At 66.8% G+C, this 19,094-nt stretch carries 20 protein-coding genes and 1 pseudogene; 14 read left to right on the top strand and 7 right to left on the bottom strand.

Annotated features, from left to right (window positions below; all coding sequences use genetic code 11):
- Nucleotides 1–5: 5 nt before the first annotated feature.
- Together ACIA8C_RS34285 and ACIA8C_RS34280 are read left to right on the top strand one after the other, a co-directional pair.
- Nucleotides 6–764 (top strand): type 1 glutamine amidotransferase domain-containing protein, encoded by a 759-nt coding sequence (locus ACIA8C_RS34285; RefSeq protein ID WP_397141981.1) that lies wholly within the window; start codon nucleotides 6–8, stop codon nucleotides 762–764.
- Nucleotides 765–843: 79 nt separating this feature from the next.
- Complete coding sequence (locus ACIA8C_RS34280; protein ID WP_397141979.1) at nucleotides 844–1,113, top strand: hypothetical protein; 270 nt, start codon at nucleotides 844–846, stop codon at nucleotides 1,111–1,113.
- A 1-nt stretch (nucleotide 1,114) separates the two neighbouring features.
- Here ACIA8C_RS34280 and ACIA8C_RS34275 read toward each other — a convergent pair whose 3' ends face one another.
- A complete protein-coding gene (locus ACIA8C_RS34275; protein ID WP_397141977.1) occupies nucleotides 1,115–1,567 on the bottom strand; it encodes a MarR family winged helix-turn-helix transcriptional regulator in 453 nt (150 codons plus the stop codon).
- A gap of 62 nt (nucleotides 1,568–1,629) precedes the next feature.
- On the opposite strand from ACIA8C_RS34275, the gene ACIA8C_RS34270 reads away from it, so the two are divergent.
- The gene (locus ACIA8C_RS34270) at nucleotides 1,630–1,998 is read left to right on the top strand and encodes a VOC family protein (RefSeq protein WP_397141975.1); all 369 of its coding nucleotides are present in this window, start codon (nucleotides 1,630–1,632) and stop codon (nucleotides 1,996–1,998) included.
- A gap of 63 nt (nucleotides 1,999–2,061) precedes the next feature.
- Here the strand turns inward: ACIA8C_RS34270 and ACIA8C_RS34265 are convergent, their stop codons facing one another.
- From ACIA8C_RS34265 to ACIA8C_RS34255, 3 genes are read right to left on the bottom strand one after another with little or no spacing between them, the layout of a single operon-like run.
- Nucleotides 2,062–3,246 (bottom strand): hypothetical protein, encoded by a 1,185-nt coding sequence (locus tag ACIA8C_RS34265; protein ID WP_397141973.1) that lies wholly within the window; start codon nucleotides 3,244–3,246, stop codon nucleotides 2,062–2,064.
- Entirely contained in the window at nucleotides 3,236–4,483 is a 1,248-nt protein-coding gene (locus ACIA8C_RS34260; RefSeq protein WP_397141971.1) for a sensor histidine kinase, read from the bottom strand. The genes ACIA8C_RS34265 and ACIA8C_RS34260 overlap by 11 nt, the downstream gene beginning before the upstream one ends.
- Nucleotides 4,480–5,874: a cytochrome P450 gene (locus ACIA8C_RS34255; protein WP_397141969.1), complete on the bottom strand. Its 1,395-nt coding sequence runs from the start codon at nucleotides 5,872–5,874 to the stop codon at nucleotides 4,480–4,482. Before ACIA8C_RS34255 ends, ACIA8C_RS34260 begins: the two co-directional genes overlap by 4 nt.
- Nucleotides 5,875–6,197: 323 nt before the next feature.
- On the opposite strand from ACIA8C_RS34255, the pseudogene ACIA8C_RS34250 reads away from it, so the two are divergent.
- Nucleotides 6,198–7,145 (top strand): annotated as a pseudogene (locus ACIA8C_RS34250) (glycosyltransferase family 87 protein); the annotation flags it as partial.
- A 249-nt stretch (nucleotides 7,146–7,394) separates the two neighbouring features.
- On the opposite strand, the gene ACIA8C_RS34245 reads toward ACIA8C_RS34250, so the two are convergent.
- Nucleotides 7,395–8,588, bottom strand: a complete 1,194-nt coding sequence (locus ACIA8C_RS34245; protein WP_397141967.1) for a hypothetical protein — start codon at nucleotides 8,586–8,588, stop codon at nucleotides 7,395–7,397.
- Entirely contained in the window at nucleotides 8,585–9,526 is a 942-nt protein-coding gene (locus ACIA8C_RS34240; RefSeq protein ID WP_397141965.1) for a metal-dependent hydrolase, read from the bottom strand. The genes ACIA8C_RS34245 and ACIA8C_RS34240 overlap by 4 nt, the downstream gene beginning before the upstream one ends.
- 158 nt (nucleotides 9,527–9,684) lie before the next feature.
- Between ACIA8C_RS34240 and ACIA8C_RS34235 the strand changes: the two genes are divergently transcribed.
- On the top strand, nucleotides 9,685–10,296 hold the full coding sequence (locus ACIA8C_RS34235; RefSeq protein WP_397141963.1) for a TetR/AcrR family transcriptional regulator: 612 nt from the start codon (nucleotides 9,685–9,687) through the stop codon (nucleotides 10,294–10,296).
- 309 nt (nucleotides 10,297–10,605) lie between these two features.
- Here the strand turns inward: ACIA8C_RS34235 and ACIA8C_RS34230 are convergent, their stop codons facing one another.
- Nucleotides 10,606–10,980 carry a hypothetical protein gene (locus ACIA8C_RS34230; protein ID WP_397141961.1) on the bottom strand — a complete coding sequence of 125 codons (375 nt, stop codon included), beginning with the start codon at nucleotides 10,978–10,980 and terminating at the stop codon, nucleotides 10,606–10,608.
- 345 nt (nucleotides 10,981–11,325) lie between these two features.
- Here ACIA8C_RS34230 and ACIA8C_RS34225 point away from each other — a divergent pair, with 345 nt between their 5' ends.
- Genes ACIA8C_RS34225 through pcaC form a run of 9 tightly spaced genes read left to right on the top strand, consistent with a single transcriptional unit; the run spans nucleotide 11,326 to nucleotide 19,069 of the window.
- Entirely contained in the window at nucleotides 11,326–12,558 is a 1,233-nt protein-coding gene (locus ACIA8C_RS34225) for an MFS transporter (protein ID WP_397141959.1), read from the top strand.
- Complete coding sequence (locus ACIA8C_RS34220) at nucleotides 12,555–13,733, top strand: 4-hydroxybenzoate 3-monooxygenase (protein WP_397141957.1); 1,179 nt, start codon at nucleotides 12,555–12,557, stop codon at nucleotides 13,731–13,733. The genes ACIA8C_RS34225 and ACIA8C_RS34220 overlap by 4 nt, the downstream gene beginning before the upstream one ends.
- A gap of 25 nt (nucleotides 13,734–13,758) precedes the next feature.
- Nucleotides 13,759–14,574, top strand: a complete 816-nt coding sequence (locus ACIA8C_RS34215) for a CoA transferase subunit A (protein WP_397141955.1) — start codon at nucleotides 13,759–13,761, stop codon at nucleotides 14,572–14,574.
- Nucleotides 14,571–15,317, top strand: a complete 747-nt coding sequence (locus tag ACIA8C_RS34210) for a CoA-transferase subunit beta (RefSeq protein ID WP_397141953.1) — start codon at nucleotides 14,571–14,573, stop codon at nucleotides 15,315–15,317. The genes ACIA8C_RS34215 and ACIA8C_RS34210 overlap by 4 nt, the downstream gene beginning before the upstream one ends.
- Nucleotides 15,314–16,042, top strand: a complete 729-nt coding sequence (gene pcaH / locus ACIA8C_RS34205) for a protocatechuate 3,4-dioxygenase subunit beta (protein ID WP_397141951.1) — start codon at nucleotides 15,314–15,316, stop codon at nucleotides 16,040–16,042. Before ACIA8C_RS34210 ends, pcaH begins: the two co-directional genes overlap by 4 nt.
- Nucleotides 16,035–16,574: a protocatechuate 3,4-dioxygenase subunit alpha gene (pcaG, locus tag ACIA8C_RS34200; RefSeq protein ID WP_397141949.1), complete on the top strand. Its 540-nt coding sequence runs from the start codon at nucleotides 16,035–16,037 to the stop codon at nucleotides 16,572–16,574. The genes pcaH and pcaG overlap by 8 nt, the downstream gene beginning before the upstream one ends.
- Entirely contained in the window at nucleotides 16,567–17,919 is a 1,353-nt protein-coding gene (pcaB, locus tag ACIA8C_RS34195; protein ID WP_397141947.1) for a 3-carboxy-cis,cis-muconate cycloisomerase, read from the top strand. The genes pcaG and pcaB overlap by 8 nt, the downstream gene beginning before the upstream one ends.
- On the top strand, nucleotides 17,916–18,692 hold the full coding sequence (gene pcaD / locus ACIA8C_RS34190) for a 3-oxoadipate enol-lactonase (protein ID WP_397141945.1): 777 nt from the start codon (nucleotides 17,916–17,918) through the stop codon (nucleotides 18,690–18,692). The genes pcaB and pcaD overlap by 4 nt, the downstream gene beginning before the upstream one ends.
- Nucleotides 18,689–19,069 carry a 4-carboxymuconolactone decarboxylase gene (gene pcaC, locus ACIA8C_RS34185; protein WP_397141943.1) on the top strand — a complete coding sequence of 127 codons (381 nt, stop codon included), beginning with the start codon at nucleotides 18,689–18,691 and terminating at the stop codon, nucleotides 19,067–19,069. The genes pcaD and pcaC overlap by 4 nt, the downstream gene beginning before the upstream one ends.
- Nucleotides 19,070–19,094: the final 25 nt, after the last annotated feature.

Raw genomic sequence — 19,094 nt, 5'->3', positions numbered from 1 at the left:
CATACATGATCCTGTTCCTCCTGCCGGACCACGATTACGACCCCACCGAATCGGCGGTGCCGTGGGCGGCGCTGCGGGACGCCGGGATCCCCGTCCGCTTCGCCACCCCCGAAGGCCGGGTCGCCCTCGCCGACGACCGCCTCGTCGAACGGGGCTTCTCGGTTCTTTCCCCGCTCCTGATGACCCGCTCGGACGCGTTACGCGACTACGACCGGATGCGCGAGGACCCCGACTTCCAATCACCCCTCGCCTATTCCGACGTGGTCGACGCGGAGGTCTCGGGCGTCCTCGTGCCGGGCGGGCACGCCCCCGGCATGAAGTCGATGCTCGAATCGACCACCGCCCAAAATATTTTCGGCCGCGCCCTACTATCCGGAAAACCGGTCGCCGCCGTGTGTCACGGAGTCCTCCTGGCCGCCAGGGCGCAAGATCCGGCGACCGGCCGCTCAGTCCTCTACGACCGCCGAACCACCGCCGTCACAGCCACTTTGGAGCTCTCGGCCTGGAACCTGACCCGCCTCCGCCTCGGCACCTACTACCGAACCTATCCGCAAACCGTGCAAGCGGAAGTCACTGCCGCCCTGCGCGATCCCCGCCAATTCGAACGCGGCCCGCTGATCCCACGCCGCGATACCGCAACTCGCCGAAACCGCGGCTTCACCGTCCGCGACCGCAACTACCTCTCCGCACGATGGCCCGGCGACTGCCACCGCCTCGCCGCCGAATACCGAGACCTGGTCCTCGCCGACCCAGCCCCGCACTGATCGTAAAGTTGGTCTTGTTCCGCGTTGTTGCGTCCCTGCCTCTGTCGAAGATTGGACTTCACAATGCGTTGTCTCCCAAGTGGACCTCGTCAACAAGCGCCTCGGCTACGACGACATCCAGAAGGGGTACCCCGCCAAGGACGGCACCTTCGCGTTGACCTTGACCATCAGCAGCACCTCCGCGATGACTCCCGTGATTTACATCCACACCAGCTGCAATGTGGCGCCTCCGCAGCAATGCCGACTGATCGAACTCTCCGTGCCCGCCAAATACGTCAACAGCGGCAAGCCCTACGACACGGGCATCATCAACCTGGAGACCAGACTGTCCGATGAATCCTCCTGCTGAGCTATGCGCCGTCGGCGCCGTCGCGCAGGGAATGGATCATGCTCCGCAGGATCCGGAACGCGCCTGACTGATCGGTCTCGGTCAGGCCGGACAGCATTCTGACCTCGACGGACCGGACCGCCGCGCTAGCCTTCTCCAGCCTGCGTCGGCCGAGCGGTGTGAGCCGTGCCGGCAGCACCTTTCCGACGGGTGCCTGCTCGGGCCTGGTCACGTGACCCTCGCGTTCCAGGGTTTGCAGCAGCACGTTCATCGACTGGCGGGTCACGAACGCGCCGCGCGCGAGCTCGGAGTTCGACAAGCCCGGTCGTTGCGCGAGCAGCTCGAGGCAGGAGTAGTGCGTCACGGTCATGCCGAGCGGGCGCAGCACTTCCTCCATGGCTAGGCGCAGGGCGCTCGACGCCTCTTTCAGCAGGTAGCCCAGTGAGGTCTGCAGGTCGACACCGTCTTGACTCATGTCAGTATTCTGACATACATTGGTGCATGTCAGAAGGCTGACACGAAAGAAGGAGCATCATCATGCCCGTCACCGGCCCCGACTTCATCTCGCTACAAGCGCGCGACCTCGCCGCTTCGCAGGCGTTTTACGAGCAGTACCTCGGCCTGGTCCGCTCGCCCGCCGGACCTCCGCACGCCGTCGTCTTCGAGACCGAGCCGATCGCGTTCGCCCTCCGCGACGTCGTACCCGGCACCGATCTCGCATCCGTCGCGCAGCCCGGCATCGGCGCCGCGATCTGGCTGCACGCCGTCGACGTCCAAGCCATTCACGACGCCCTCGTCGCCGACGGCCACCCCATCGTCACCGCCCCGATCGACGGCCCCTTCGGCCGAACATTCACCTTCGCCGACCCCGACGGCTACCAGATCACGCTCCACGACCACCCCTGACCTCAACCCCGGGTCCACCACAAATCCGCACTCGGAATAGGGCCTTAAAGTCGCTGCGGGACCCTAGTGTGGGTGCGGATTCTGTTGTCCGCGTGGCAGGTTGGGGGCGCGTACCGTTTTGTGAGCCTTGGGGGCCGAGGATTGCGCGTCCGGGGATCGTACGGGGGGTAGGTCGGTCAGGATGGCGTGTGGTGGGGCGATGTCGTCGGATCGGTTGGTGGCGATTCGGTCGAGGGTGACGGTTACTGTTCCGGTGCAATCGATTTCGGTGCGACGGTTGCCGGTTTCCGCGTTGACCAGGACGGTGGCGAGGTAGCGGCGGCCAGGGGGGAGGACGCGGACGGTGATCTGGCCGTCGCGGACGTTGTTCAGTTCGAGGGTGGCTACGTTTCGTACTCGGGTGGAGAGCAAAGCACTGGCGGATTCCAGGCCGCCGTCGTCGAGGAGCATGACCTCTATGCCGCGCTGGCGGGCGGCGCGGGCCGCGGCGAGGAGTTCGGGAGTGGAGAGGTCGGGGGCGCGGAGTTCGTCGCGGAGTTCGGCTTCGAGGAGGCGGCATTCCTCGCGTTCCTCGAGTTCGAAGGGCACGGCGGCGGCGATGCGTTCGAGCATGGGGCGGGCGCGGCGGTCGAGGCGGTTGAGCTGGCGTTTGCGTTCGGCGTCTTGGCCGTCGATTCTGGCTTGCTTGACGGCGCGGGCGGTCGACTCGACCTCGAGGTGATGCAGCGAGCGCAGGGTCGGGCGCATGATGGCGGCGAAGACGGCGGCGATGGCGACATTGACCAGCGGCACCACCGCCTGCACATACGCGGTGGGTTCGCCGTTCGCGGCGAGCACGACGGCGATCCAGGTCGCGGCGGTTCCCGTCCAGGCCAACGTGTTCCGGCCACGCAGCACGAGCATCGCCAGGGCGCTACCCGCGGTGTACGCGGTCCATACGCTGGTGTGCGCGTGCAGTTCCGCGGTGACCTGTTCGTTGGCGATCAAGGTGGCGAGGGGACCGGCGGCGGCCACGAAGGCGGCGGCCCGCTGGTTGATCGGTTTCCCGGTGTGCAGCACGACGACGACGGTGGCGACCGCGACGAGTACGGCGGCGGCGACCAGCGACCCCGACAGTGGCAGGTCGGCTCGGCGGACGGAGCGGATCACCACGGCGGCGTCGGTGGCGAGCACCACGGCGATGATCGTCACCATGGTGGAGCGGTGTTCGCTGAGCAGTCGGCTCAGGTCGCCGTCGTCAGGTGTCATCGGGTGCGTTCCATTCCAAGGTGATCCGAGTACCCGCGTCGGGACTCGACTCGATGGTGGCGCGCCCGCCCGCCTCCCGCATTCGCTGCACGATGCTCACGGTGACGCCGAGCCGATTGGCCGCGATCAGCATCGGATCGAAGCCGGCACCGTCGTCGGCGATGACGACGGTGATGCCGGTCGCGCGCGCCATGATCGTCAATTGTCTTGCGACACACCGCCCTGGCACGTCGGCATGCCGCACGCTGTTGCGGACGGCCTCGGCGGCGGCCTGAGCCAGCGCGGTGACTGCCACGGCTTCGATGCGCAGGTCGGCCGAGCTGTAGTCGTGCCGAACCTGCACGCGCAGTTCGGCATCGGTGCTGCCGACCACTTCGCGCGCGATCGTCTCGATCGCCTCGAGATCGGTGCACATATCGTTGACGCGGCCGATGGCGGCGAACTGTCCGAGGGCTTGATTCGCTTGCCGCGCAAGCATGCTCGGGCAGCCACCGCGGGAGGTGTCGAGCAGGGTGGCGAGCACCTTGTCGTGGATCACGCCGGCGAATCGCGCCCGCTCGCTGGCCCGCGCCTCGTCCGCCGCGGCGCGCGAGGCCAGGCGATGTGCGCGCGCTCGTTCCTTGTCGAGCAGACGGGCCGCGCGGCGCGCTGTTTCGGTGATATAGACGAAGGTCACCGTGATGCCGATAATGCGGATCGTGGTGAGCCCGAATTCGGTCCAGCCGAGATCGCCGGTGGCCTCCCCGGTGGACGAGGCGGCAAGCACCCCGACACCGACGACGTAGATCGTGGTCGCGGGCGTCCGCCAGGCCAGCGTTGCCGCGACCCCGCCAAGCGGAACCAGCCGATAGATCCATTCGACGTCGTCGGTGACCTGCCCCGGCAGCACCGCGAACCCGGACAGCCCGACGGCCATCGCGAAAACCGTTGCGTGCGTTGCCGCGATGAACCGCACCGTGGGCAGGGCGACCTGCAGTGCGGTGGCGGCAAGCAGCAGCGCGGTGCCGAACACGCCGAACATGGCGAGGGCGGTCCACCAGCCGGGGAAGTGCCGTGACTGCTCGGCGATCTCGGCGGCATCGCCCGCGCCGAAGATCCACACGCCGACGCCGAGCGCGAACAGCAGGATGCGATCGATCTGTTCGGCGGCGGCTCGGCTGATCGACGTCCGCTGGCTGCAACGACCCGACAACGCGGCCACGGTGCGGCCGAACAGCGACGGCGACATCGAGGTCATCGCGGTTCGCTGACCTCGATCCTGGACCGGCCGCGGCTCGACACCTGCCTCGGCAGGTAGATGGCCCTGGCCTCGCGTTTCGGCCGCAGGTTGATCGTCAACTTCATCGCGGCGTCCCGGTCGACCCGCAGCGTGCCACCCGCGAGCAGCAGCGCGGTGAAGATCTGCCCCTCCAGCAGGGCGAGCGCGGAACCGATGCACACATGCTCGCCCGCCCCGAACGGCAAGTAGGACAGTCGTTCCCACGACCGGTCCGCCTCCTGCGCGAAACGATCGGGGTCGAAGGTTTCCGGATCGGGGAACTGCCGAGCCGACCGGTGCATGACATACGGCGCGATGAACACGATCGTGCCCTCGGCGATGGCGTACCCGCCGATTCGCGTCTCGCTCGCGGCCTCGCGCAGGAACGCGGGCGACGGCGGATACAACCGCATCGACTCCTTGAACACCTGCAGGCAGTAGGGGAGTTGGCCCAGATCCTCGGCCGTCGGCGTCGCATCGCCGAGGACTCGGATGGCCTCGGCGGCGGCGCTTTCGGCGATGGCGGGATGGCGCGACAACGCGTACGCCGTCCAGAACATCGCGTCGGCGCTGGTCTCGTGCGCGGCCGCCCACAGGTTGATCACCTCGTCGACCAGCCGGTCCTCGCTCATCGGCGCGCCGTCGCGGTCGCGCTGGGCGAGCATGGCCGAGACGATGTCGTCGTGCCGTCCGGGGTTCCGGCGCCGCGCATCGATCGCCCGGGCGGCCCAGTCCCGAACCAGCGCGAGATCCTGAATGAAGTCGCGGTTGCGTTTCGTCGGAATGTTCAACGGCGCGACGATCGGCCGCGACATCGCCCGCATCTCCCAGTCGAAGATCCGGGTCGCCGCCTCGACCACGTCGCGGTGTGCGTCGAGCGGTTCGTCGATCAGCAGTCCGGCGACGACGTCGTGCATCATCTCCTGCACCCCGGCGAGCAGGTCCACCTCGCCCGCCGCCTGCCATTTCCGCAGATGCGTGTGCATGCGGGTCGCCATCACGTCCACGTATTTCGGCACTCGCCGCGCGGTGAACAGCGGCGCGACCATCGCGCGCTGGGTGCGATGCACCTCGCCCTCGGAGATGATCAATCCCTCGCGCAGTGCGGGCCATAGCGTCCCGGTGACCGCCCGCGCCCGCCGGAATTCGGCGGCGCGCGAGACGAGTACCTCGTTGATCTCCGCAGGCCCGGTCACCAGCACGGCCGGGAACATCCCGATCCGAAACCCGGCGACCGGTCCCTGTTCGTCGGCCAGCCGTCCCATCACGGCCAGCGGATCACGGAACCAGCGCAGCGTTGTGCCCAAGCCGAGCACGCCACTACGTCCGTGGTCCAGTCGCTCGATTTCCCCCGCCCGATCATCGTTCACTGACGATTCCTCCCATGGTTCGTCATCGAAGTCAGAGCGATTCGTCAGCCCCGCCGCCCGGTGATCAGGACGTCTGACGAGCAGTCTGTCTGTGCCGGATCGTATGTGCGCGGCAGCCCGCAGTCATGCCCGCAGAACTGGGGTTAGGGGACCGGATCCGCATTGTTTTCGCAGGTCGGTGCGGTTCGTGAGATGCGTTCCACAGCAGCGTGTTCAGGCCGCGCGACACCCGCGAGTTAAGTGATAGGATGACTGATCTTAGTTTAGCTAAACAGTTGCTGGTCTGCGTGTGTTGCCTCACCTGATGAAGGAAAAACAACTCCATGGCTGTCATGCTGCAAACAGGAGAGCAGCGCGGGACCGGTGCGATCGAGAAGCATCGCGGCTCGCGTGAGTTCGCGGTATTCGGTGCCGCGATCGTGTTCGCCTGCGTCTCCGTCGGCGCCTGGCTGGCATTCATCCGGCCGAATTGGGATATGTACTGGCACCAGGTCGACCTGCAGGTTTATATGTGGGGCGGCTCGATGGCCGCGCTCCATCCCGAGCTGCTCTACGACGGACGCGGCCCGCTGGGTCTGCCCTTTCTCTATCCGGTCTTCGCCGCGTGGATCTGCGCGGAATTGGCCCAGTTCCCGATCAATTACGTCGGGACCGGCATTGTCGTCATGACGGTTGCGTCGCTCGGAATTAGCGTATGGAGCGCCGGAGTGCTGCAGCGGCGACGGCGCGGACTCACCCTGATCGCGATAACCATCGCCGTCAGCGCCGCCGGGCTCTGGCTCGAGCCGGTCCAGCAGACACTGCAATTCGGGCAGCTCAGCGTGATTCTCATGGCGATGGTGCTGGCCGACCTGGCCATCCCCAAGAACCGTTGGTACCGAGGCATTCTCCTCGGCATCGCGACCGGCCTGAAACTCACGCCCGCCGTCTTCGTCGTTTATCTGCTGATCACCCGTCAGTTCAAGGCCGCCGCGACGGCGGCTGCCGCGTTTGCCGCCACCGTCGCGATCGGGTTCTGGTATCGGCCGACGCAGGCGCTGGAGTTCTGGACCACCACCATGACGTCGCAGAATCGAATCGGCTTCGCCTACGTGCAGAATCAATCGATCAATGGGCTGTTCGGTCGCCTGCAATGGTCGACCTGGGCGGACAGCACTTCCTCGCTGGTGTGCGGCGGTCTGCTCGGCCTCGTCGGAATCGCGGCGGCCCGGATCGCCTACCTGCGCGGCGACGAACTGCTCGGCGCGCTGCTCGCGGCGACAGTGATGCTGCTCGCCTCGCCAATCTCCTGGACGCACTACTGGGTGTGGATTGTTCCGGCGCTGATGTGGGTGTTCCACGCGCTGCGCGATCGCTCGCTCGGTGTCCGGATCGCGGTGCCCGCTGTCCTCTATCTGTTCGTGTTCGCGTGGCCGATGCGCATCGATCGGGTCGGCTGGTGGGACCCAGATCTGCCCCTGCTGCCGCAAGGGCTAATCTGGGCGGTGCCGCAGACCAACGGGCGGGAATACCGTTGGACGCTATGGCAATTCCTGCTCGGCGACTCGTACACCTTGCTCGCCGTCGGTGCGCTGATAGCCGCGAGCGCTTGGCTGCTCGGTGCCGCCGTCATCCGACTTACCTTGCCGCACCAGGAAAGTGGCGAGCACGGTCGCGATCGCGATGACGAAGCAGCCGATCGTGTACCAGAGGTTGCCGACGGGGTCGCCGTGGGGCGTGCGCCCAGCCGCGGCGTCGAAGTAGTCGGGTAGGGCGGTGATCCAGAGCAGTGCGAACACGGTGAGGTAGACCAGCGCGTACCACTGCACCAGCCGGTTGCGGTACACCTCGGCCGACCCGGAACGCGGCGCCGACCACTGCCGGTACAACACCACCACCGCGATCACCGAGAGCACGAGAAGCTCTGCCGCGTAGAGGAATCCGCGGACGCTGTCGCTGCCCATGCCGAAGACTGTCGCGGGCAGCGGCAGCACGAACGTGCCGGCCGATGCCAACAGGCCGATCACTACCGTGCGCGATACCAGCTGCGGCCCGGTGAATTTCGTGCCCGCGTCGACGTGCCGACCGACGAAGTACCGCACGCACAGCGCCAGCGACATCGGCCACAGCGCGGCGAAGACGACGACGCTCGGCAGCGGCACCGAATCGAACATCGGCTGGTTGATCGGATTGTGCAGCGACCATTCCCACCAGCGCAGCTGCGGGCCGAGCTGATCGAAGATTTCGTAGAAAGCGTGGTGCACGAAGCCGACACACGCCGCGCCGACCAGTAGCCCGTGCCGCTGGAAGATGCCGAGCATCCGCACGAGTTCGTAGGCCAGCGTCGCCATCAGCGGGTAGATCGCGATGATGTAGAGCGGGAGCCTGCCCCAGAGGAAGTCCACGGTGAACACGTTGTGCGCGAACATCGTGTCGACGTGGTCGGCGATCCCGAACGCCGACGGGAAGTACAGCGGCGGTTCGATCACGAAGAGGTAGGCGGTGGCGCCGAACCACAGCACCAGATTGGTCGGGTCGCCGTGCCTGCGCAGTCGCAGGATCGCATAGATCAGGGCGAGCACCGAGCCGAGCACGATGGTCACCTCGAGTACCGGCAGCGTCCAGTTCTCCAGCGCGGCCGGATTGCGGAACTCGATAAGCCCGCCGGCCTCTCCGCAGGAAAAGCCCAGTCGCGCAGCGAGATCGGCGAACGTGGCGGTGCACAACTCGCTCATCGGCCCGCCGCCATCGGCGCGCTCTTGCTTTGATTCGCCGTGTACCAGCGGGTACAGTCGTAGCCCGCGTCGTAGCGCTCGAACCACCGATCCGCCAGCTCGGGCAGCTTCTCCTGCGTCGGATCGTGCTTGGGCAGCTGGCTGCGAATGACCCCGGCGAGGGCGGTGAGTTGCTCGCGGCGCGAGAGTCCGTCGAACGCGCGCGGCATAGGCCCCTTGGTCAAATACGGCGCGACGGATTGCAGCATCTTCTGTTTGGCGCGATGGGTTGCGAACATCGACAGCGAGTCGACCTGCCGATCGGCGAGCGGGACGTGCAGGTTGAAGCCGGTGCACGCGATCCGGATCACCTTCAGCACGTGCGCGAAGATCGACGGCGCCATGCGCATCCGGTAGAGCTCGTCTCCGACAACGGAATTGAAGATGATCAGCGCGGAACTGCGGTGCTCGACCTCCTCGACGAAATGCCAGATGAACAGCGAGGCGACCCGGTCGTCGCCCGGACGGAACAGCGTCGCCTCGTTGTCGAGCATCAGTTTGAACACCGGCGTGAAGGTGGCCTCCAGGTCGGCGGTGTAGGCGAGGCGGTACTCGCGCGTAGTGGCCTCGGTGAGCAGGTCGAACTCGCCGATCACGGCATCGAGCGTGTTCTGCAGTCCCGGATACTGTTTGATCAGCGCCTTGACGTGCTGGCGGTGCGCGGTGGAGTGGTGTCCTTCCTGCCGCATGAACGCGATGGCTTCCTGGGCGACCTCCGGATCGGTGAGCACCGGCTTGAGCTGCATGATCAGCTTCACGATCATCTTCTCGAAGCCGACCGCCAGAAAAGACACCGCGTTGGACATGCTCGACCACGCGGGGTTTTGCGGGTTCCACAGGAACGGGACGTCGGCGTCGTCGAATCCGAAATCCATCTTTCGGGGCTGCAAATTGGTCACGGTGCGTTACCTCGCGTTGGGGAGAGTCGTCCATGTGCTGTGCGGGAGAAGCACACTCAAGGTCACCATACACATAGGTGACGATGTGTATGATTACTTTCGTGGAGGTCGCTGGCGTCCGTCCTGGACACCGTCGGCGCAGTGGTAACGTCCGGCCGGTGGCGCGCAGACGCGGGTGGGGCGGCAGTCCGCCGAAGGACGACGACGAAGCGCATCGGCGCATCGTCGCCACCGCCGTCGACTTGATCGCGCAGACCGGCAAGGCGATCAGCATCGCCGACGTGGCGGACGCGCTCGGCGTCATCCGCCAGACCGTGTACCGCTACTTTCCCAGCGCCGAGGCCCTGCTGGCGGCGACTGCGATCGCCTCGGTCGACGGGTTTCTCGATCGCTTGACCGCGCACGTCGCGGGCCTCGAGGATCCGGCCGAGGCGATGACCGAGGGCGTGATCTACACCCTCGCCGAGGTGCGCCGCACCCCGCACCTCGGCATCCTACTGTCGAGCTCGTACTCGAACCTCGCCCCGGACAGCCTCACCTCGGCGCAGGCCAAGGCCTTCGGCATGACGATGATCCATCGCTTCGACGTCGAGTGGGACCGGCACGGTTACGACGAAGCGGCCCTTAACGACTTGGTCGAATACGTACTGCGCACGATGCACTCATTTTTCGTCTCCCCCGGCAACCCCCCGCGCACCGAGCCCGAACTACGCACCTACCTGCGTCGCTGGATGGGCTCCGCGATCGCCGCTCAGGGTGGCAAGATCTAGCCCGGCGGGCAGGACGCGCTCTCGTTCAACACCTACGGTCAGCTGCGGGATCGCATGACCGACGCGATGTCCGCGCTCATCGAACAGCACAAGCGTGTGCTGCGGTTGGTCATCGATGCCTTGAACGCCGACCCGTCCGTTGTCTCGGCCGCCTAGGGGTTCGGTGCAGGAAGCTCAACCAAGCTGTATTGCGGCGTAACGGCCCTGAACGAAATGGTGTAGTACGCCAAGAAGAGACGGCTCACCTGGTTGCGAATCATCGCCGATCCGCGACCAGGTGAGACTCGCCGTCACTATGGAGATTGCCGTTCACTTCTGGTAGTACATCGTCCTGGGTTGCCCGTCGAAGCCGGGCGGAGGCGACTGTGGCAGGCTCGCGGGGCGCCGTGCGAGTTTCGTGTATTGCTTCGCAGGCATCAATTCGATATGAACCCGTTCCTCTGAACTCCACGTCATCGCGCCGATATCCTTGAATGCCTGAAAGACCTCGACCAGTTGGTTCGGATTTTCCAGCTCGAGTATTCCGCATGCCTCGTCGACCGAAGACGTCATGACCTCGCCCCCGTGCATACGGATTCTGTACCGCGCGGCGTACAACTGCGCCCGCATAGAGTCTCGTTCGGCTTCACTCGCTTCGGCGATCGCGGAAGCGTACTGCCAAATAGGAATCTCCGAAAATGTCAAGAGAACTCCTCCGATGGTTCCGTGGGTTCCCGCCGATAGTACTGCCCGACTAGATGTGCCGTCTCATGACGTTGGTTCCACGATGTCGATCTCGAAGGCAGGGCGGGGACGGTGATTCCGGTGCCGGTGAGTCGATAGGTGCAGAGTGGGACCCGGCTGATCGGTGGCTTGTGTCCGGTCCCCGCGCGCGGGCGGGTCGTGGTTGCCGAGCAAGCACCTGAACCGCGCCTGGATCTAGGCCATAGATGCCATCTATGTAGATACGCGAAAACATCTATTGGATTTCTGATTTGGGCGCTCGTAGCGTGATGGGCATCACGATTGCTCTCCAGAAACGAACTCCATATGAAGATGTTGTTGTCCTGGCCGGCCGCGCTCTGCTGGCTGACCGTCCTGCTGGAGGGCTACGACCTCGTCGTTCTCGGCGCCGTCATCCCCACGCTCATCGATCAGCGGCACGTCGGATTCACCGCCGCCAGTGCGACTTTCGCCGCGACCATCTCGCTGGTCGGCGTCGCCATCGGCGCGACGGCCTCGGGACCGATCGCCGATCGCTTCGGCCGCCGCCGCATGCTGCTCTGCTCCGTCGCCCTCTTCTCGCTGTGCACCGCCGCCGTGCCGCTGGCCGGATCGGTGAGTGTGTTCGCCGCGTTCCGGCTGATCGCCGGGTTGGGGCTCGGCGCGTGCTTGCCGACCGCCTTGACCCTGATGGCCGAGTTCATGCCGCCCGCGCGCCGGGCCTTCGCGAGCACGATCACCATGACCGGTTATCACACCGGCGCGGTGCTCACCGCGTTGGTGGCGCTGCGCGTCATCCCGCATTGGCAGCCGCTGTTCTATGCCGGTGGGTTGGCCGGGCTCCTGCTGCTGCCGGTGATCTGGGCCAAGCTGCCCGAGTCCGCGGCGTATCTCGCGGCGAAGGACGCGCCGACCCGAGTGCGGCCCGCCGTGTTGCTGCAGCCGGTGTATCTGCGTGCGACGCTGGGGGTTTGGGTCGGGTCGTTCATGGGTCTGCTGCTTGTCTACGGCTTGAACACCTGGTTGCCGAAGCTGATGCGCGACGCCGGATACAACATGTCCACCTCGCTGACCGTGCTGCTGATGTTGAACATCGGCGCGGTCATCGGCCTGCTCACGGCCGGGACGCTCGCCGACCGACGCGGTATCAAGCCGACGGTGCTGATGTGGTTCGGCGCGGCGGCGGTGTTCCTCGCGCTGCTCAGCGTCAAGATCTCGAGCACCGTGCTGCTCAACGCGCTGGTATTGGTCACGGGTGTCTTCGTCTTCTCCGCCCAGGTGCTCATCTACGCCTACGTCACTCAGGCGTACCCCGCTGAAATTCGCGCCACCGCATTGGGGTTCGCGTCGGGCGTCGGGCGGCTAGGCGCGATCTTCGGCCCGACGATCACCGGCTGGCTCATCGTCGTCGGCTCCGCAAACCCTTGGGGTTTCTATCTTTTCGCCGCGGTCGCGGGGATCGGGTTGCTCGCCATGGCCGCTGTACCGCGGACCACCGTCGATGGACTCGCGCCGATACCGCCCACTGCGTCAGACGACCGGGGAGCGCGCGCGGCATGAAAACCACCCGCACGCAGGTAGCGATCGTCGGCGCAGGCCCGGCCGGTCTCCTGCTCTCACATCTGTTGCACCGCGCGGGCATACACAGTGTCGTCATCGACCATCGCGGGTATGAGCAGATCGCGGGCACGATCCGGGCGGGGATTCTGGAGGCGGGTTCGGTTCGGCTGCTGGTGGATTCGGGGGTATCCGGTCGCGTGCTCACCGAGGGGCAGCGGCACGACGGTGTGGTGTTGCGGTTCGACGGGGAGAACCATCGGATCGACTTCCAGGAGTTGGTCGGCGAATCCGTGTGGCTGTACCCGCAAACCGAGGTGTTCATGGACCTGTCGGTGCGGCGCACGGTCGACGGGGGCGACGTGCGCTACGGCATCGCCGATACCGTCGTCGACGTCTCCGGTCGCCGTCCGGCGATGACGTTCGCCGAACCGGACGGCAGCAGGATGCGCGTCGAGGCCGACCTGCTCGTGGGTGCGGACGGCTCCCGTTCGATCTGCCGCCACGCCTTTCCCGACGGCACTCGCGACGAATGGTTCCGCGAATACCCGTTCGCCTGGTTCGGATTCCTGACCGAGGCACCGCCCTCGCACCACGAATTGATCTACACCCGTTCGGATTACGGATTCGCGCTGATCAGTCAGCGCACACCGACGGTGCAGCGGATGTACTTCCAGTGTGATCCCGGGGAGCGCCCGCAGGAGTGGGACGACGACCGGATCTGGACCGAGATGCGAAAACGGGTCAATGGCAACGGCTTCGCGTTGAACGAAGGTCCGATCAGTGCGAAGACGGTGCTGCCGTTCCGCTCCTACGTCACCGCGCCGATGCGGCACGGCAGGCTATTGCTCGCGGGCGACGCCGCGCACACGGTCCCGCCGACCGGCGCGAAGGGCCTGAACCTCGCGCTCGCCGACGTCGCGGTGCTCGCGGAGGTGATCGCCGACTTCTACCGCACCGGCGAAGCCGACGTACTCGACCGATACACCGAGCGAGCCCTGGATCGCGTCTGGCGGGCCCAGCACTTCTCGTATTGGGCGACCACGATGCTGCACGCGGTCGGCGACGCGTCGCCTTTCGATGTGCGGCGGCAGCACGGCGAATTGTCGATGGTCACCGGTTCACGGTATGGCGCAGCGTATTTCGCCGAGGCATACACCGGCTGGCAGCAGAAATAGACCCCTACGAAGGTAAGGAGTGATTGTGGCCCGGATTTCGTCCCTGGCGGACGCGGTGGCTGAGCTGGTGCACGACGGCGACATCGTCGCACTCGAGGGTTTCACGCACCTGATCCCGGTCGCGGCCGGGCAGGAGATCATCCGGCAGCGCAGGCGCGAGCTGACCCTGGTCCGGATGACTCCGGACATCGTGTACGACCAGCTGATCGGTGCCGGGTGCGCGGCCGGACTGGTGTTCTCCTGGGGCGGCAACCCCGGTGTCGGTTCGCTGCACCGGTTCCGGGACGCGGTCGAGCACGCTTGGCCGAGGGAGCTGGCGATCGAAGAGCACAGCCACGCGGGCATGGCCAACCGGTATGTCGCGGGTGCCTCCGGGCTGCCGTTCGCGGTGCTGCGCGGTTACGTCGGCACGGACCTGCCGACGGTGACCGAGACGATCAAGCCGATCACCTGCCCGTTCACCGGTGAGCGGTTGACCGCGGTGCCCGCGCTCAATCCGGACGTGACGGTGATTCACGCGCAGCGGGCGGACCGAGCCGGGAATGTGCAGCTGTGGGGACTGCTCGGGGTGCAGAAGGAGGCCGTGCTCGCCGCGCGGCGCAGCCTGGTCACCGTCGAGGAGGTCGTCGCCGAGCTCACGCCGGTGCCCGGCGCGATCGTCCTACCCGCCTGGGCGGTGACCGTGGTCGCCGAGGTGCCAGGCGGCGCGAATCCTTCGTACGCCCATGGGTATTCCGAACGTGACAACGCCTATTACGCGGCCTGGGACGCGATCAGTCGTGATCGAGCACGCTTCACCAACTGGCTCCAGGAGTACGTGTTCGCAAGGAGCGTGGCATGACCGAGTCGACCTCCGACCAGACGATGACCGTCGCGGCGGCGCGGGCGTTGCACGGCGGCAAGCGGTGCTTCGTCGGCATCGGATTACCCTCCACCGCAGCGAATCTGGCGCGCACCACGCACTCGCCGGACCTGGTGCTGATCTATGAGTCCGGCACGCTGGGGTCCAAGCCGGGCAGGCTGCCCGCCTCGATCGGTGACGGAATTCTCGCGGAGACCGCCGATACCGTGATCAGCGTGCCGGAGGTGTTCAACTACTGGCTGCAGCCGGGACGCATCGATATCGGGTTTCTCGGTGCCGCGCAGTTGGATCGGTTCGGCAATATCAACACCACGGTCATCGGCGACTATCGCCACCCCAAGGTGCGGTTGCCCGGGGCGGGCGGTGCGCCGGAGATCGCCGCGTCCTGCGGTGAGGTGTTCGTCGTCGTCCGTCAGTCTCGCCAATCCTTTGTCGAGCGAGTCGATTTCGTCACCTCGTTCGGACACGGGCGTGGTGGTGGCGAGCGTGCGCGGCTCGGGTTGCGCGGGGCGGGACCGACCCAGGTGATCACCGACCTCGGCATCATGCGGCCGGACGAGAACGGCGAGTTGGTGCTGGCCGCCGTGCATCCGGGGGTGACGGTCGAGCAGGTGCGCGCGGCCACGGGCTGGGAACTGAAGGTCGCCGACGACCTGGCGGTCACTGAGCCGCCGACCGCCGCGGAACTCGCGGCCCTGCATACCTTGCAGGCGGCGTTATGAAGACTCGACCAGACTTGGCAGGCGTGCGCCGCGACCCCGACGACAGTCATCCGCCGCTCGACTTTCCCGATTACGCCTCCACCGTGCTGCGCCATCCGCGCGAATCGCTGATCGTGTTGCCGCAGCGGCTGACCGAACTCACCGGTCCGGTGTTCGGTTCGGATCGGTTGCGCCCCAAGGACAATGATCTGACCGCTCAGCACGCGGGCGAACCGATCGGTCAGCGCGTCATCGTGCACGGACGGTTGCTCGACGGCGACGCCAAGCCGATCCCGCACTCGCTCATCGAGATCTGGCAGGCCAACGCGGGTGGTCGTTATCGACACGACCGCGACCGCTGGAACTCCGCGCTGGACCCCAACTTCGACGGCGCGGGGCGCACCCGCACCGACAGCGCCGGGCGCTATGAATTCACCACCATCAAGCCCGGCGCCTACCCCTGGCGTAACCACCACAACGCGTGGCGGCCGGCGCACATCCACTTCTCGCTGTTCGGGCAGGCGTTTGCGCAGCGGCTGGTGACGCAGATGTACTTCCCGGACGATCCGCTGTTCTTCCAGGACCCGGTCTTCAACTCGGTACCCGAGCACGCCCGCGAATTATTGGTCAGCCGTTTCGATTACGCGCGCAGCGAGCCGGAACGTGCGCTGGCCTTCGAGTTCGACATCGTGCTCCGTGGCCGCGACGCAACGCCTTTCGAACACGAGGAGGACGACGATGACTAGGCTGCGCAGCACCCCGTCCCAGACCGTCGGCCCCTTTCTGCAGATCGGGCTGATACAAGAGGACAGCGCGTTCGCCGTGCCGTTGGCGACGCCGGGCGCGGTGTGGATCACGGGGCGGGTGTTCGACGGCGCGGGCACGGCTATCGACGACGCCATGGTCGAGACCTGGCAGGCCGACCTCGCCGGACTTGCGGACGACGAGATCCATAGCGATCGGCGAGGCTTCGCGCGCAGCGATACCCGGATCGGTCGGTTCGCGGTCTATACCGTCGTCCCGAGTCCGGTGTGTGACGGCGCGGGCGGACAGCAGGCTCCGCACCTCGATATGTCGGTGTTCTCCCGTGGACTGCTGCATCGGGTGGTCACCCGGGTTTACTTTCCGGAGCATGCCGACCAGCACTCGGTCGATCCGGTGCTGGCGACGGTGCCGCCGGAGCGTCGCGGCACACTGATCGCCGTACGCGACGGTGACGGATACGTTTTCGACGTGCACCTGCAAGGCGACGGCGAGACGGTGTTCTTCGATGTCTGACGGTCTGTTCGACGGTGTGCTCGCGGCGGGGCCCGTTGCCGAGCTGGTCGGCGATCGGGCCTGGGTCCAGGCGATGCTCGATTTCGAGGCGGCCCTCGCCTTGGCTTCTGCTGCGGCCGGGGTGCTTCCGGACGAGGCGGCGGCGGCCATCGAACGATGCTGCCGTGCTGAGGAATACGACATCGCGGCGCTGGGCGCGGACGCGGTGGGGATCGGCAATCCAGCTGGTCCGCTCGTCCGCGCATTGACCGCGCGGGTCGTGCCTGCGGCTGCCGGTTATGTTCATCTGGGCGCGACCAGCCAAGACGTCATCGACACCGCCGCGATGCTGGTGACCGCGCGGGCGCTGGCCGCGCTGCGCGCCGATCTGCACGCGTGCGCGACGCGCCTCGCCCAGTTGGCCGAGGAGCACGCGGGCACGGTGATGGCCGGGCGGAGCCTGCTCCAGCAGGCACCACCGGTGACATTCGGGCTCACCGCGGCCGGGTGGCTCGGCGGCATCATCGCGGCGCTGGACCGCGTCGACCTGATGCGCCGCGAACGCTTGGCCGTGCAGTTCGGCGGCGCGGTAGGAACACTGGCCGCTTTGCGCGACAACGGTATTCCCGTGTTGAGCGAGCTGGCCCGTCATCTCGGACTTGCCGAGCCGGTGCTGCCATGGCACACCGAGCGCAGCCGGATCGCCGAGGTCGCCGGGTCGCTCGGACAGACGTGCGGCGCGGTCGCGAAGATCGCCCGAGATATCACCCTGCTCGCGCAGACCGAGATCGCCGAGGTGTCCGAGCAAGGCCCGCCGGGCAGCGGTGGCTCATCGACGATGCCGCACAAGCGGAATCCCGTCGCCGCGGTCCTCGCCGCCGGGTCGGCGGCCCAGGCGCCCGGGCTGGTCGCCACCTTGCTGAGCGCCGCGGCGCACGAACATCAGCGGGCCGCCGGATCATGGCATGCCGAGTGGCGGCCGCTGGTCGAATTGCTGCGCAGCACCGGGTCTGCGGTGCACTGGCTCCGCTTATGCCTGGATCGCCTGCAAGCCGACCCGCAGCGCATGCGCGCCAACCTCGACAGCACCGGCGGTCACTTGCTGGCCGAGCACGTCTCGACCGAGTTGATGTCGGTCTCGCACGGCGCGGTGGGCAGACAAGAAGCAGGCGACCTGGTGGCAGCCTGCTGCCGACAGGCCGACGCGGCAGGAAACGACCTCGCCGCAGTGCTCGCCGCCGATGCCGTGATCGGAAAGTTCCTGGACCGCAAGCGAATCGACGAACTACTGGAGCCGCCCAGCTATCTGGGCTCCGCGAACGAATTCATCCGCCGCGCGCTGCGCGATTGGCAGTCGCGCTCGTGACCGCCGTTGCGGTCGACTACGCCGTGGACGGGCCACCCGATGGTCCACCCGTTGTGCTCAGCGGCTCGCTCGGCAGCGACCTGCGTATGTGGGAGCCGCAGATCGCCGCGCTCACCGGGGCGGGCTATCGGGTCGTGCGCTATGACCATCGCGGACACGGTCGTTCGCCCGTGCCGACCGGGCCGTACTCATTAGCCGATCTCGGCGCCGACGTGCTCGCGCTGCTCGACCGGCTGGACATCCGCCGACCCCATTTCGTCGGTCTGTCCCTCGGCGGCATGGTCGGCATGTGGGTCGCTCAGTACGCGCCGCACCGACTGCACACCCTCACACTGGCCTGCACCTCAGCCGAACTCGGCCCGCCGAGCGGCTGGGCCGACCGCGCCGCCCTCGTCCGAGCCGAGGGAACTCAGGCGATCGCGGTCGCGGCCGTGCAACGCTGGTTCACCCCGCAGTGGCGCGCCGCCCATCCCGAACGGACCCGCGACTACGAGAGCATGGTCGCCGCAACCCCCGCCGAGGGCTACGCATCCTGTTGCGCGGCAATCGAAACGATGGACATTGCCGCCCGCCTATCGACAATCAGCGCACCAACACTGGTCATCTCGGGCGCGGACGACCCGGCGACCCCACCGCCGCACGGACAGCGAATAGCCGACGCTATCCGACCGGCACGGTTCGAAACCATCAGCCCAGCAGCACATCTCGCCAACGCCGAACTACCCGGCACCATCAACGACCTGATCCTCGGCCACCTGAAGGAGAATCCGTGAACGAGCGCGCACAGCAGGGCGCCAAGGTCCGCCGCGAGGTCCTCGGCGACGCCCACGTCGACCGCGCCGAAGCCGGCACCACCGACTTCACCCGCCCCTTTCAGGACTACATCACCGAATCGGTCTGGGGCTCGATCTGGACCCGGCCCGGCCTGGACCGCCGCACCCGAAGCTGCATAACCCTTGCGGTGCTCACCGCCCTCGGTCGGCACGAAGAGATCGCCATGCATGTCCGCGCCGCCATCGGCAACGGCGTCACCCAAGCCGAGATCGCCGAAATCCTGCTGCACACCGGCGTTTACGCCGGAGTGCCCGCCGCGAACGCCGCATTCGCGATCGGCCAGCGGGTGCTCGACGACCTGGCGGACCCAGCCTGACCGCGGTTCGGCGCTAGCGGGGGAG

Source organism: Nocardia sp. NPDC051321, assembly GCF_044455225.1.
In the GTDB taxonomy this organism is placed as follows: domain Bacteria; phylum Actinomycetota; class Actinomycetes; order Mycobacteriales; family Mycobacteriaceae; genus Nocardia.
Note: the sequence above shows the minus strand (reverse complement) of the source record. Positions and strands in the feature narration are given on the sequence as shown.